Raw genomic sequence first — 12,320 nt, forward strand, 5'->3', positions numbered from 1 at the left:
GTTCAACGCGTACCCGTTAGAAGCAATCCATCCGGTGAGCAGCCGGCAGATGAGCGTGAACGCGAGAACGAACTAAGAAATAACGGAGACCTGATCGAACGAAAGCTCGACGGGAGTCTCGCGGCCAAAGATCATCAGAGTAACCTTGACCTTGCCGGCCTCGGGGTTAACCTCGGAGACCTTACCATCAAAGTCCGCAAGCGGACCAGAAGTAACGCGAACAGACGTGCCGACCTCGATATTGACGGTCGTACGCTTAGGCGCACCGCCCTTATCGCTCTTGCGCATCATCTTGTTGTACTCTTCACGCGAGAGAGGAGCGGGCTTACCGTTGCCGCCCAGGAAACCGGTGACGCCGGGGGTGTTGCGGACGCACGTCCAAGAGTCGTCATCCATCTCCATACGAACGAGAACATAACTCGGGAAGATCTTGGAGTCCTTGGTCTCGCGAGCACCGTTCTCCTTGATCTCGGTCACACGCTCGGTGGGAATCTCGATATCAAAGATGCGATCGGTCATACCCATGGTCTCGATACGATGCTCAAGATCGGACTTAACGCGGTTCTCGTAACCGGAGTACGTGTGGACGACATACCAGCGCTTAGACATGCTTAACCCCTCAATCCGGAGAAGGCCACCAGCGCCTGGCCGATACCGGCATCAAGCAGCGCGATGACAACGCCAACAACGATCAGGGAAACGCAAACCGTGACGGTGTAGTTGATGAGCTCCTTCTTGGAGGGCCATACAACACGCTTCATCTCGGAACGCACGGAAGAGAAATACTTCTTGATGCGGGCAAACAGGCCGGGCTTCTTGTTCTTATCCTTGGCCTTAACCTTAGTGGTCTTCTTGACCTCAGGCTTAGCAGCAGCCTTGTTGGAGCCCTGCTGAGACTTCTTCTTGGTCTTCTTGTTGGCCATGAACATTTACCTCCGGCACAGACCCAACATACAGTAACAAACCGTAAGCCTCCTATGGAGGCTTACGGATCAAAGACTGGCACGCCAGGAAGGACTCGAACCCTCAACACTCGGTTTTGGAGACCGATGCTCTACCAATTGAACTACTGGCGTATGTCAAAAGAGACTAGCGAGTCTCTTTGTGCACGGTGTGACGACGGCACCAGGGGCAATACTTTTTAAGCTCCATGCGATCAGGGGTGTTGGCCTTGTTCTTGGTCGTCGTGTAATTACGACGCTTGCACTCGGTGCAGGCAAGTGTAACGAGAGTACGCATGTGTCTTTTACCTCCAAATACCGTACCTCACGGGCACGGTGGTAAACATTATCATCTGTAATGGGGTTATGTCAATGCGATTTACGTCTCCACGATTTTTCTGCAGATCCAGAACACAATCCTGTCATTAGTGCGCATCGACACAAAAACCCGGCTCCCCCGAAGAGGAACCGGGTTAATGAAATCAACAGCTCGAGTAGCTAAAGTTACTCGATGATGGTGCTGACGATGCCCGAGCCGACGGTGTGGCCACCCTCGCGGATAGCGAAGCGCAGGCCCTCCTCCATAGCGATCGGGTGAATGAGGTCGCCCTCGATGGTGATGTGGTCACCAGGCATAGCCATCTCGGTGCCCTCAGGCAGCTTCACGGTACCGGTAACGTCGGTGGTACGGAAGTAGAACTGCGGACGATAACCATCGAAGAACGGGGTGTGACGGCCGCCCTCCTCCTTGGTCAGAACGTAGATCTCGCCGGTGAACTTGGTGTGCGGGGTAACCGAACCGGGCTTGCAGAGAACCTGGCCGCGCTCGATGTCCTCACGCTTGATGCCGCGGAGCAGCAGACCGACGTTGTCGCCAGCCTCGCAGAAGTCCATGGACTTACGGAACATCTCGATACCGGTGCAGACAGTGCTCTGGGTATCCTTGATGCCGACGATCTCGACGGGCTCGTTGAGCTTGAGCTCACCGCGCTCGACACGACCGGTAGCAACGGTGCCACGGCCGGAGATGGTCATAACGTCCTCGACAGCCATCAGGAACGGCTTCTCGTTGTCACGAGAAGGAGTCGGGATGTACTCGTCAACAGCGTTCATGAGCTCGCGGATGGCGTCCATCCACTTCTCCTCGCCGTTGAGGGCGCCGAGAGCGGAACCACGGATGACGGGGATGTCGTCGCCGGGGAAATCGTACTCGGAGAGGAGCTCACGGGTCTCCATCTCGACGAGGTCGATCAGCTCGTCGTCGTCAACCATGTCGCACTTGTTCAGGAACACGACGATGTAGGGAACGCCGACCTGACGGGCGAGAAGGATGTGCTCACGGGTCTGAGCCATCGGGCCGTCGGTAGCAGCGATAACCAGGATAGCGCCGTCCATCTGAGCAGCACCGGAGATCATGTTCTTGACGTAGTCAGCGTGGCCCGGGCAGTCGACGTGAGCGTAGTGACGAGCAGCGGTCTCGTACTCGACGTGGGAAACGGAGATGGTAATACCACGCTCGCGCTCCTCGGGAGCCTTGTCGATGTTCTCGAACGCGGTGAAGTCGGCCTTGCAGCCCTCGGTCTCAGAGAGAACCTTGGTGATGGCAGCCGTCAGCGTGGTCTTGCCGTGGTCAACGTGACCGATGGTGCCGATGTTAACATGCGGCTTAGTGCGCTCAAACTTTTCCTTGGCCATGAAGCCCTCCTCTTTCAAAGGTGTCCTTTTGGACTTGCCTTTATACCTAAGTGGCCCCCCTAAAAGGATTTAGGAGAGCCACCTTGTTACCTGGTAGCGGTGACTGGATTCGAACCAGTGACGCCACGGGTATGAACCGTGTGCTCTGACCAACTGAGCTACACCGCCAAATGGAGCCTGCAACCAGACTTGAACTGGTGACCTCTTCGTTACCAACGAAGTGCTCTACCGACTGAGCTATACAGGCAACATAAGGGTGGGAGCTATAGGATTCGAACCTATGTAGGCAAAGCCAACGGGTTTACAGCCCGTCCCCATTAACCACTCGGGCAAACTCCCACGTATGTTCTCGATTGCATTGGCTCTAAGCTTTTGCGCTCGCGAACGAAAGAGATATTACGACGCGGGCGGGCAACCTGTCAATCAGAAAGCTATAATACACGGTGCCGGGCGTATCTATATTTCTCTTTCCTGGGGTTTTGTTGCTTTAGGCAAGTGGAGCAATGAATATGGTGTGAAGACCGCAGGTAATTGAGGGGGTGTTTGGAGGAATCGTCAATGCCTCTTTTAGCGGAAGCGCGCCGTTCCCTATAAATGCCGTCCTTCGCACTTTTGAGCTCGCATTACAAATAGACAAATAGCCATCGAGAACGATCTGGGTCTCTCGTCACATCGATCCCTATATATAGGTTCTTATAGGTACGGAGAACTCTCGTCTGGCCGCATTTGCTACGCCCCCGTGTTGCATAAAAAAGCAGGCCAGAAGCGATAACGCCTCTGGCCTGTTATTTCTCATGGAGCCAGTGACAGGAATCGAACCCGCAACCCACTGATTACAAATCAGTTGCGCTACCGTTGCGCCACACTGGCACGCTTGGCGCTCTCGCACGAAGCCTGTTTAGGATAAAGGAATTAGAGCCGGGGCGCAACACACGAGCGCAGGGACACGACATAAACGGCAAGCTCAAACGACCGCTCCATACCGTCCAGATCGGCTCCATCGCTTTCGCTAAAGCCAACTGCCCCTCGTCAAAACGAATGGCTTCACGATTTAGATCATCCATGAAATTGCCAGCTGCTCAATATAATCCCGTCAGACGCACCGAGGCTCGCTCTTTGCAGAAATGGGTCCCGTAAAGTGCACTAAGGTCCACACATCTCCGAAATGATTGGCGGGACTTCGCGCATTATCTGGCCGAATTCTCCCATGAAACGTATTCAGAACCGCCACTCATTTAATAATGATTGAAAAGCCGCCACTCATCCAAGGCAGCGGCACCGGAAACCGTATCCAAATCCGCCAGTCATTTACAAACGATTGAAAAGCCGTCAATCGTTCGAAGTGCCTGCGTAAGAAACGTTTCGAATCCGCCAGACATCTTCTTATTATCCATCTCCGCGCCCATCTGGAACCGCCGTGCCAAACGACTGGCGGATTCTCGTACATTCAGAAACCTCGCCGGGAGAATGACTGGCGGCAATTCATACGTTTCGCAATGAGTGGCGGAACCGATAGCGAAATTGGGCCGCATCCCGACTCAAAACGAGCGAGGACCCGCCACTCAAGCGCAAGAATCACTCAGCAGCAATCCCGCCACTCAACCACGGGGAACCCACCGGCACCGGCTTTGGACCTGGAAACGAACCAAGGCCTCGACCGCAATCGAACCAAGAACCACCGTTGCATTCCACGACGTCGATATCGGCAAATGAAGCCCATGGGGCGGCGCTCATCCGAGCTACCCCATCAAATCTCATCTTCCGCGCAATGCCTTGAGCTTGGCAAGCGCCTCAGGGCTCAGACGGCTTCCCAAGGTCATCTTGATCTGCGGAGCCTCCTCGACCTCGGCGACGTCACGATCGATCTGCTCGATCTCGCCCAAGAGCATACGGGCAGAGATGCGCGTCACGCCCTTGCCCATCACCGTCGCCTGAATCATGGCATCGCTTGTCACCACCGTGCAGGCGCGGCCGGTCTCGCGCGCCTCAGTGCAAATACGCTGCACCACGGTATCAGCCGAAACCCCTGTGGGCGAAAACTCGATACGGCAGCCCGCCTGAGAGATATTCGGGCGCTCGGCAGAAACATTGCCCGCACCGTCGAAAACGATTACGGCCTCGTAGCGACCCTGGGCAAACGCAGCAACATCCGAGATGAGCGCTGTGCGTGCCGAGGCATGGACGTCACGCGAATAGGGATCGTCCGAGCGATCGTACACCAGGCGCTCGTAGCGCGGCGTCGAATGAATGATATTGTAGCCATCGACCACCAAGAGCTCTCGTTTTCCCGACGCATTGGTACCGCGCGGTGGAACATCCGGCGTCTCAAACGCCGCCGAAAACGCATTGCCCACTCCATACGTGCTGGCCGAGACGGTCTCGCGCACCGAGCTCTCGCCAAATCGCTTCGCCTTGGCTTTAGCGCGACTTTTCTTTCCCATGGCTACTCCCCCAGCTCAGATGCATTGCGACGCATCCACTCAAAGCACAAGGCGCATGCTGCCTGAGCGACATTCAGGCTCTCGGTAAGACCACGCTGCGGAAGTTTGGTTAGGAAGTCGCACTTTTCGAGCACTAGGCGTGAAATGCCATCGCCCTCGGAACCCATGACAAGCGCAACGCGCCCCTGGAGAGGAGAGTCCCAGCACACATCTTGCGCATGCTCGGAAGCGCCAGCCACCCAAAAGCCCGCGTCTTTAAGATCGTCGAGCGCACGAGCGATGTTGGGGACCTGTGCAATAGGCAGGTGCATCACAGCACCCGCCGACGTCTTATAGCTGCCCACGGTGACACCCGCGGCACGTTTGTTGGCGATGACCACGCCAGCAGCGCCCACAACCTCAGCAGATCGAACGATGGCACCAAAGTTGCCATCATCGGTCACGTGGTCAAGCACGAGTACGAGGGCTGGGCCCTCGCCCGCACGAGCGATAATGTCGGTGATGTCCGCGTAGGGGAAAGATCCAACCTCAAGCGCGATGCCCTGGTGCGCCCCATGGCTGGAGATAGCATCGAGCTGCGCGCGCGGCACCGTCTTGATGGGAATGTTCGCACGATAGAGGTCGTCAATCAGACGAGCAAGTGCAGCATCGGAGCCTTGGCCGTCGGCAACGAGAGCGCGCTTGACCGGAAAGCCCGTGCGCAGCGCCTCGGCGGCAGCACGACGTCCCTCGATAAAGTCGCCCGCGGGTACAGCCGCGCGCAACCTAGGCACGTCCCCGCGGCGGGAAGGGTCACTCCCCTGCTTAGGGCCACGAGAGGGGGCCTTGCGCGAAGCTTGCGAGCGGCCGCCACGAGAGGCGTCCTTCTTTTGGTTGTTTCCACGTGCGCGCTTGTCCGCCACGATATCTCTCCTCGATTAAAGAAGGTTCAACAATAGATGCGTCAGCTCTCCCCCGCCCGCCGCGAGCACACCGCTCTGACCCCGGAGGCCACGGGTTTTCCAGGTGCCCGAGATCGCCCTGAAAGAGGAGGGAAGCGTACTTGGGGTACGTGACCGACGATTGAGGGGCAAGGTCGGGTGCCTGGGAAAGCCGCCAGGATTAGGCCGACTTAATACGAGTACCTGCCGCCGTATCCTCGATAACCAGGCCCAAATCCTTGAGCTGGTCACGAATGGCGTCGGCAAGACCCCAGTTCTTGGCTGCACGGGCCTCGGAGCGGGCGGCCAAGATCTTCTCGGCAGCCTCCGCAACGTCGTCGCCCTCAAAATCAACCAACTCACGGGCCACGTCGAGCAGACCTGTGGGCAGCTCCTCCTCGGGCTCGGGCAACTCGATACCCAGCGTGGAGAGCAACTCTGCCAGGGCATCGGCTCCGGCGAGCGCCACCGACGCCGCGGCAGCGTCGCCCGCGGCCTCCAAGTACTGGTTGCACTCGGTCACAAAACCAAAGACAGCGCCCAGGGCACCGGCGGTGTTGAAGTCGTCGTCCATGCACTCGGCAAAGCTCGCGCGAACGGCAGCGGTCTTTGCAGCGAAATCCTCGGCAAGAGCAGCATCTGCCTGCGCCGTTGCATGCGATGCCGCCCAGCGCAGGTTCTGCACCGTGCCGGCGATACGTGTCAGCGAGCTCTCGGCACCGTCCAAACGATCCCACGAGAAATCGAGCGGCGAACGATAGCTTGTTTGCAGCATGAGCAGACGCAATGCCGCACCAGAGTGCTTCTCCAAAACCTCGGCCAGCGTAAAGAAGTTGCCAAGCGACTTGCTCATCTTCTCGCCATCGACCAAAAGCATGCCCGTATGCATCCAGGTATTGGAAAATCCCTGATGCCAAGCGCAGGTGGCTTGGGCGCACTCGTTCTCATGGTGCGGGAAGGCGAGGTCGGATCCGCCACCGTGAATATCGATAGGCACGCCCAAATAGCGATGCACCATGGCAGCGCACTCGGTGTGCCAACCGGGACGGCCCTTGCCCCACGGAGAATCCCACATGGGCTCACCGGGCTTGGCGGCCTTCCACAAAGCGAAGTCGAGCGGATCGCGCTTGTCCTCGTTCTCCTCGATACGCGCACCCACCATCAAATCGTCGATATTGCGACCCGAAACCTCGCCATAGGTGGGATCGCTGCGCACGGCAAAGTACACGTCACCATTATCAGCGGCGTAGGCATGGCCCTGCTCGATCAAGGTCTTAATCATGCCGATCATAGGACCGATTTCTTTGGTCGCACGCGGGCGAATATCGGGATCGAGCACGTTGGCGGCGCGCATGACGCCAATGAACTTGTCGGAAAACTCGCTTGCCACCTCGGCGGCGGTGCGGCCCTGCTCATTGGCGCGCTTGATGATCTTGTCGTCGACGTCGGTGAGATTCTGCGCAAAGGTCACCTCATAGCCCTTGGCCATGAGCCAGCGACGAATGACGTCGAAGCTAATAAAGGTGCGAGCGTTGCCGATGTGGATATTGTCGTAGACAGTGGGGCCGCATACATACATGCGAACCTTGCCCTCTTCGATGGGTGCGAACTCTTCTTTTTTATGCGTGGCGCTGTTGTAGATACGCATTGATTACTCCTCAGATTTCTTCTCGAGCAGGCACACGGCCCAGGCGCCGATGCCCTCGCCCTGGCCTTCCCAGCCCAGGTGCTCGGTTGTTGTTGCCGCGACGCCCACCGATTCGATATCGACCCCCAAAGCGCGGCTCAAGTTGGAGCGCATCTGGTCGCGATGAGGCGAGATCTTGGGCTCCTGACAAGCGATGGTGCAGTCGGCGTCGACAAATTCGAAGCCAAGGCCGCGCACATGTTCCATGACGCGTGCGAGCAGCAACAGCGAGTCGGCACCCTCATAGGCAGGATCGGTGTCGGGAAAAAGCTTCCCGATATCCCCGGCACGAGCAGCGCCCAAGATGGCATCTGCCAAGGCATGGGTCAAGACGTCGGCATCGGAATGACCGAGCAGCCCTTTATCGTGCGGAATATCGACCCCGCCGATAATACATCGGCGCCCTTCCACCAGACGATGGACATCGTAGCCGTGTCCGATGCGAAGTTGAGAGGACATGCAGACAGCCCCTTCATGTCAATGCCGATACGTCCGAACCATCATAGCATTGACGAGCTGGCTGAACGTGAGGAGCACAACCGGCCCACGTTGCCGCTCGACCGATACGTATTATTGACGAAGCTTGGAATATGGGACAATCGTCCTGAATGTGGGTCCCTCGCTATCCCTAACTTCAATGGACTCTCGCATCGCTGCATATACGTGCTGTTATTTGTGAACGTAAGGAGGAACGGCATATGAATGCACTGGAATGCAAGGCATACCTGGAGCGCATCGGCTACCAGGAAGAGCCACATACAGATAAGGATTGTCTGGAAAAGCTTATGGAGCTGCAGCTTCAAAGCGTTCCTTTTGAAAATTTGGAGGTCTTCAAGGAGAAGAGGGTTCCCTCCCTCAAAACCGAGGACATCTTCCACAAAATCGTCCACCAAGAACGGGGCGGATGCTGTTTTGAGCTGAACAAGATCTTCTACGAGCTCCTCAAGGGCCTGGGCTTTGACGTCACACCGCTTGCGATACGAATGCTATGGAGCCCGGACGATTTTCGCCGCATCCTGCACAGGGCCACGATGGTTGTCTTGGAAGACGGTCCCTATTACTGCGACGTGGGCTACGGCGGTCCCGGTCCCCGGTATCCGGTCAAGTTGGAAGACGGCCTTCATACCGAGAAAAACGGCACCTTCCGCGTGACAATGGAGCCGCAGGATACCAACGGGGAAATCCTGATGGAAAGGAAGCAAGACGGAGAGTATCGTCCCCTCATGAGCTTTACGCTGCACCCTGCGCAGGATGTCGATTTCGAAGTCCTTAACTACTACTGCTCGACCTCGCCGGACATGTGGCTTACGCAAAAAACGGCGGTCAGCATCAACACGCCCACGGGAAGCGTCGCGCTTACCGGAGACACGCTCACCATCCAGAAGGAAGACGGCAGCATAGAAAGCCGCATCTGCGATTCGCCGGAAACAGAAAAAACCTGGCTCAAAACCTATTTTGGACTGTAAAGACAGTACTGAGCAAAACCGGGGAGCACGAGTTCCCCGGTTCTTTTTTACAAGCAAAGAGGCAGGGGCCGCAACGAACATCCCGTTGCGGCCCCCGCCTCAAATAGACCGTCTTACCTTGCATTAGCTCTGACGATAATGCGCAAAGAAGTCGGCCAGGTCTTCCATAGACTCCTTGAGCACTTCCATACGCGGCAGGTAGACGATGCGGAAGTGGTCGGGCTCGCCCCAGTTAAAGCCGCCGCCACGGGTGATCAAGATCTTTTTCTGATGCAGCAGGTCGAGCGCAAACTGCTCGTCATCTGTGATGTTGAACTTCTTGATATCCATCTTGGGGAAGATGTAGAACGCAGCTTTGGGCTTCACCGCGGTGATGCCGTCGATGGCGTTGAGCGCCTCGTACACGTAGTTGCGCTGTTCGTACACACGCCCACCGGGACGAATGTACTCGTTTACAGACTGATAGCCGCCCAGCGCCGTTTGGACAATGGACTGCGCGGGCACGTTTGAGCACAGGCGCATGTTGGAGAGCATGTTGATGCCCAAAATAAAGTCCTTCATGCATGCCTGATTGCCAGAAAGCACCATCCAGCCCACGCGGTAGCCACAGATCATGTGCGACTTGGAGAGGCCGGAATAGGTAACGCACGGCAGGTCGGGTGCAAGCGAGGCGATGGAGATGTGCTCGTAGCCGTCCATGATCAGACGGTCGTAAATCTCATCCGCAAAAATCATGAGCTGATGCCTGCGGGCGATCTCGACAATGCCCTCCAAAATCTCTCGTGAATAGACAGCGCCCGTGGGATTGTTAGGGTTGATGACGACGATGGCCTTGGTGCGCTCGGTGACCTTCTTTTCCATATCCTCAAGGTCGGGGTTCCACTCGTTTTGCTCGTCGCAAATGTAGTGCACAGCGTTACCACCGGCAAGCGTCACGCAGGCGGTCCACAGCGGGTAGTCGGGCGCGGGAACAAGCACCTCATCGCCGTTCTCGATCAGCGCATGCATGGAAAGCTGGATGAGCTCGGACACGCCATTGCCCGTATAGATGTGCTTCATGTCCACGTTGGGGATATTGCGCAGCTGAGAATACTGCATGATGGCCTTGCGCGCAGAGAACAGGCCGCGCGAGTCGGAATAGCCCTCGCAGTCCGCCAGCTGCTGGCGCATGTCAAAGACCACCTCGTCGGGCGCACGGAAACCAAAGGGCGCAGGGTTACCGATATTGAGCTTGAGGATGCGCGCACCGTCGTCTTCCATGCGGGCGGCCTCGTCGACCACGGGTCCGCGGACATCGTACAAAACGTTGTCGAGCTTGCTAGATTTCTTAAACGTACGCATGGGTGCTCCCCCTGTTGTGTGTAATGCAGAATCGCTGCGAATCGGTCGTGCTGAAGGCGCCGGGGCTGAACCCGGCTTGCTAGCTCGTGCGGTATCGAGGCCCGGTCCTTCGCCCGTGGCGAGCCATGCCGCATCCGCCTCGAGCACGGCGGCAAGCACGTCCATCACGTCGCGACGCGGAATCGTCTTGCCGCTCACGTATTGGCTCACCTGGCTTTTTCCCAAGTGTTTACCACGCGTTTGAGCCATGCGAATCACGTCGGCCTGTTTAGCGCCGCGCAGCTCCATCAGCTGTTTAAGGCGTTGTGCAAACGTTGCCTGGGTCACGAATCCTCTTCCATCGTTCATGTTCATCTCAAATTGAACTTTTGTACCGCGGAGCAATTCGAAAGTTCAATTTAGACGGCAGTATACGACTTGACCGAAGAAAAAGGTTCAATTTTGAAACTTTCCTGGCAAACGGCAGCATTTCACAGAGACGACACAGCGGAGCGCTCCTGCGCGAGCGGAGAACACAGCTCCGGCAGTACGCAAGGCATCCCCTACGCTAATCAGAACGCCGCGTCGCACGAACGGCAAACACTGTCCCGTTCACACGCGGCCCGCGCTATCTACGCTATCCGCGAGTACGCCTGATAGCAGGAAACAGCCAGGCTACCGTGCAGATAACGCCTACAGCGCCAATGCCTGCGCCCACGTAGCCGATGCCTGCAATGGCGCCCCGTGACACCACGGCACCGCCAATAGCCGTGCCGCAGCCAATACCCAAATTGAACAGACCGGAGAAAATCGACATAGCGACAGCACTTGCCGAGGCTTGCGTAAACGAGATGACCTCGGCCTGAAACGCTACATTGAACGCAGTGGCGCACAGGCCCCAAAGCACACAGAGGACAAGCACGCTCGCAAGCGAGAACGATGCCGCTTGCATAAGAAGAAGGGACAGCGCAAGCCCGCCGATCACGCCGAGCAAAAAGCCAAAGCGATGCCCGTCAAAAAAGCGCGAGAACGAAACGGACCCAAGCAGGCCTGCAAACCCAAACACGGTAAGCGCCATAGTGATAGTGCCTGCATCAAGATGCGCCACCTGTTGCAAGAACGGCTCGATATAGCTGTACCCCACGTAATACGAGCAAGACATAAAGATCGTCACCGCATTGAGGGCAAGCAGCACGCGATTGCGCATGAGCGAGGGGAGCTGCCCCAGGGTAAAGCGCTCGCCCGCAGGCATGACAGGAAAGACAACGGCCTGATACACGAGAATCGCCGCTGCGACCGCTCCCACAACGCAAAAAGTCATGCGCCAGCCCACGGCAAGACCGATGGCGCGCCCCAGCGGCAAGCCGAAGATCTGCGCGATAGAGGAGCCCGTAGCGATCATCGAAAGCGCCAGCGCCCCACGCTCGGCATCGACCAGACGCGCCGCCATCACCGATGCGATGGACCAAAAGATGGCATGCGCGGCGGCAACCACCAAGCGGGCAAGCACCAGAATGGGAAAGGTCGGCGCTACAGCAGAGAGAAACTGCCCGCACGCGAACAGCGCGATCACTGCAAGGAGCAGATGTCGCAGATCGAAGCGCGAAGCGAACACCATAAGCGGCAAAGAGAGCAGCATGACGCCCCAGGCATAGACCGAGATCATCACGCCTGTCGCCGCCTCGCTGATGTGAAAAGAAGCGGAGATATCGGTCAAAAGACCGATGGGCATGAACTCGGAGGTGTTAAAGATAAAAGCGGCGCACGTCAAACCAATCAATGGAAGCCATTGCCGTATCGTGATTCCTCGCTGCGCCACAGGTTTTCCTCCGCCATGCCTTTATGGTATC

11 protein-coding genes and 5 tRNA genes are annotated in these 12,320 nt (G+C 57.2%); 1 reads left to right on the forward strand and 15 read right to left on the reverse strand.

Going from position 1 to position 12,320, the window contains the following annotated elements; all coding sequences use genetic code 11:
• Positions 1–72: 72 nt before the first annotated feature.
• The 13 genes from nusG to ispF all read right to left on the reverse strand — a co-directional run bounded on the left by nusG (position 73) and on the right by ispF (position 8,143).
• Positions 73–609, reverse strand: coding sequence for a transcription termination/antitermination protein NusG (gene nusG, locus HF320_RS07795; protein WP_022386734.1), 537 nt, complete (start codon positions 607–609; stop codon positions 73–75).
• A gap of 2 nt (positions 610–611) precedes the next feature.
• Positions 612–923 carry a preprotein translocase subunit SecE gene (secE, locus tag HF320_RS07800; protein ID WP_169277803.1) on the reverse strand — a complete coding sequence of 104 codons (312 nt, stop codon included), beginning with the start codon at positions 921–923 and terminating at the stop codon, positions 612–614.
• A gap of 77 nt (positions 924–1,000) precedes the next feature.
• Positions 1,001–1,076 (reverse strand) — tRNA-Trp (locus HF320_RS07805).
• Between the two features lie 13 nt (positions 1,077–1,089).
• Positions 1,090–1,239 (reverse strand): 50S ribosomal protein L33, encoded by a 150-nt coding sequence (rpmG, locus tag HF320_RS07810; RefSeq protein ID WP_022386736.1) that lies wholly within the window; start codon positions 1,237–1,239, stop codon positions 1,090–1,092.
• A gap of 206 nt (positions 1,240–1,445) precedes the next feature.
• Positions 1,446–2,636 carry an elongation factor Tu gene (gene tuf / locus HF320_RS07815; RefSeq protein ID WP_169277804.1) on the reverse strand — a complete coding sequence of 397 codons (1,191 nt, stop codon included), beginning with the start codon at positions 2,634–2,636 and terminating at the stop codon, positions 1,446–1,448.
• A gap of 91 nt (positions 2,637–2,727) precedes the next feature.
• Positions 2,728–2,804 (reverse strand) — tRNA-Met (locus HF320_RS07820).
• Between the two features lie 3 nt (positions 2,805–2,807).
• A tRNA-Thr gene (locus HF320_RS07825) sits at positions 2,808–2,883 on the reverse strand.
• A 10-nt stretch (positions 2,884–2,893) separates the two neighbouring features.
• Positions 2,894–2,975 (reverse strand) — tRNA-Tyr (locus tag HF320_RS07830).
• Between the two features lie 456 nt (positions 2,976–3,431).
• Positions 3,432–3,506 (reverse strand) — tRNA-Thr (locus HF320_RS07835).
• Positions 3,507–4,390: 884 nt separating this feature from the next.
• On the reverse strand, positions 4,391–5,077 hold the full coding sequence (locus HF320_RS07840; RefSeq protein WP_040219890.1) for an NYN domain-containing protein: 687 nt from the start codon (positions 5,075–5,077) through the stop codon (positions 4,391–4,393).
• A gap of 2 nt (positions 5,078–5,079) precedes the next feature.
• Positions 5,080–5,979 (reverse strand): 23S rRNA (guanosine(2251)-2'-O)-methyltransferase RlmB, encoded by a 900-nt coding sequence (gene rlmB, locus HF320_RS07845; protein ID WP_169277805.1) that lies wholly within the window; start codon positions 5,977–5,979, stop codon positions 5,080–5,082.
• A gap of 199 nt (positions 5,980–6,178) precedes the next feature.
• The gene (cysS, locus tag HF320_RS07850) at positions 6,179–7,645 is read right to left on the reverse strand and encodes a cysteine--tRNA ligase (RefSeq protein ID WP_169277806.1); all 1,467 of its coding nucleotides are present in this window, start codon (positions 7,643–7,645) and stop codon (positions 6,179–6,181) included.
• Between the two features lie 3 nt (positions 7,646–7,648).
• Positions 7,649–8,143, reverse strand: a complete 495-nt coding sequence (gene ispF, locus HF320_RS07855; protein ID WP_169277807.1) for a 2-C-methyl-D-erythritol 2,4-cyclodiphosphate synthase — start codon at positions 8,141–8,143, stop codon at positions 7,649–7,651.
• 239 nt (positions 8,144–8,382) lie between these two features.
• Here ispF and HF320_RS07860 point away from each other — a divergent pair, with 239 nt between their 5' ends.
• Positions 8,383–9,150: an arylamine N-acetyltransferase family protein gene (locus tag HF320_RS07860; protein ID WP_138378677.1), complete on the forward strand. Its 768-nt coding sequence runs from the start codon at positions 8,383–8,385 to the stop codon at positions 9,148–9,150.
• A gap of 123 nt (positions 9,151–9,273) precedes the next feature.
• On the opposite strand, the gene HF320_RS07865 is transcribed toward HF320_RS07860, so the two are convergent.
• The gene (locus HF320_RS07865; protein ID WP_248276672.1) at positions 9,274–10,839 is read right to left on the reverse strand and encodes an aminotransferase class I/II-fold pyridoxal phosphate-dependent enzyme; all 1,566 of its coding nucleotides are present in this window, start codon (positions 10,837–10,839) and stop codon (positions 9,274–9,276) included.
• Between the two features lie 268 nt (positions 10,840–11,107).
• Entirely contained in the window at positions 11,108–12,289 is a 1,182-nt protein-coding gene (locus tag HF320_RS07870; RefSeq protein ID WP_169277808.1) for an MFS transporter, read from the reverse strand.
• Between the last annotated feature and the right edge of the window lie 31 nt (positions 12,290–12,320).

It is taken from the genome of Collinsella acetigenes, assembly GCF_012844445.1.
Classification (GTDB): domain Bacteria; phylum Actinomycetota; class Coriobacteriia; order Coriobacteriales; family Coriobacteriaceae; genus Collinsella; species Collinsella acetigenes.

What these genes read in the sequence shown, in the direction of transcription:
- HF320_RS07860 (WP_138378677.1), top strand. Translation starts at nt 8,383, where the DNA reads ATGAATGCACTGGAATGCAAGGCATACCTGGAGCGCATCGGCTACCAG.
- tuf (WP_169277804.1), bottom strand. Translation starts at nt 2,636, where the DNA reads ATGGCCAAGGAAAAGTTTGAGCGCACTAAGCCGCATGTTAACATCGGC.
- ispF (WP_169277807.1), bottom strand. Translation starts at nt 8,143, where the DNA reads ATGTCCTCTCAACTTCGCATCGGACACGGCTACGATGTCCATCGTCTG.
- secE (WP_169277803.1), bottom strand. Translation starts at nt 923, where the DNA reads ATGGCCAACAAGAAGACCAAGAAGAAGTCTCAGCAGGGCTCCAACAAG.
- cysS (WP_169277806.1), bottom strand. Translation starts at nt 7,645, where the DNA reads ATGCGTATCTACAACAGCGCCACGCATAAAAAAGAAGAGTTCGCACCC.
- rpmG (WP_022386736.1), bottom strand. Translation starts at nt 1,239, where the DNA reads ATGCGTACTCTCGTTACACTTGCCTGCACCGAGTGCAAGCGTCGTAAT.
- HF320_RS07865 (WP_248276672.1), bottom strand. Translation starts at nt 10,839, where the DNA reads ATGAACGATGGAAGAGGATTCGTGACCCAGGCAACGTTTGCACAACGC.
- HF320_RS07840 (WP_040219890.1), bottom strand. Translation starts at nt 5,077, where the DNA reads ATGGGAAAGAAAAGTCGCGCTAAAGCCAAGGCGAAGCGATTTGGCGAG.
- nusG (WP_022386734.1), bottom strand. Translation starts at nt 609, where the DNA reads ATGTCTAAGCGCTGGTATGTCGTCCACACGTACTCCGGTTACGAGAAC.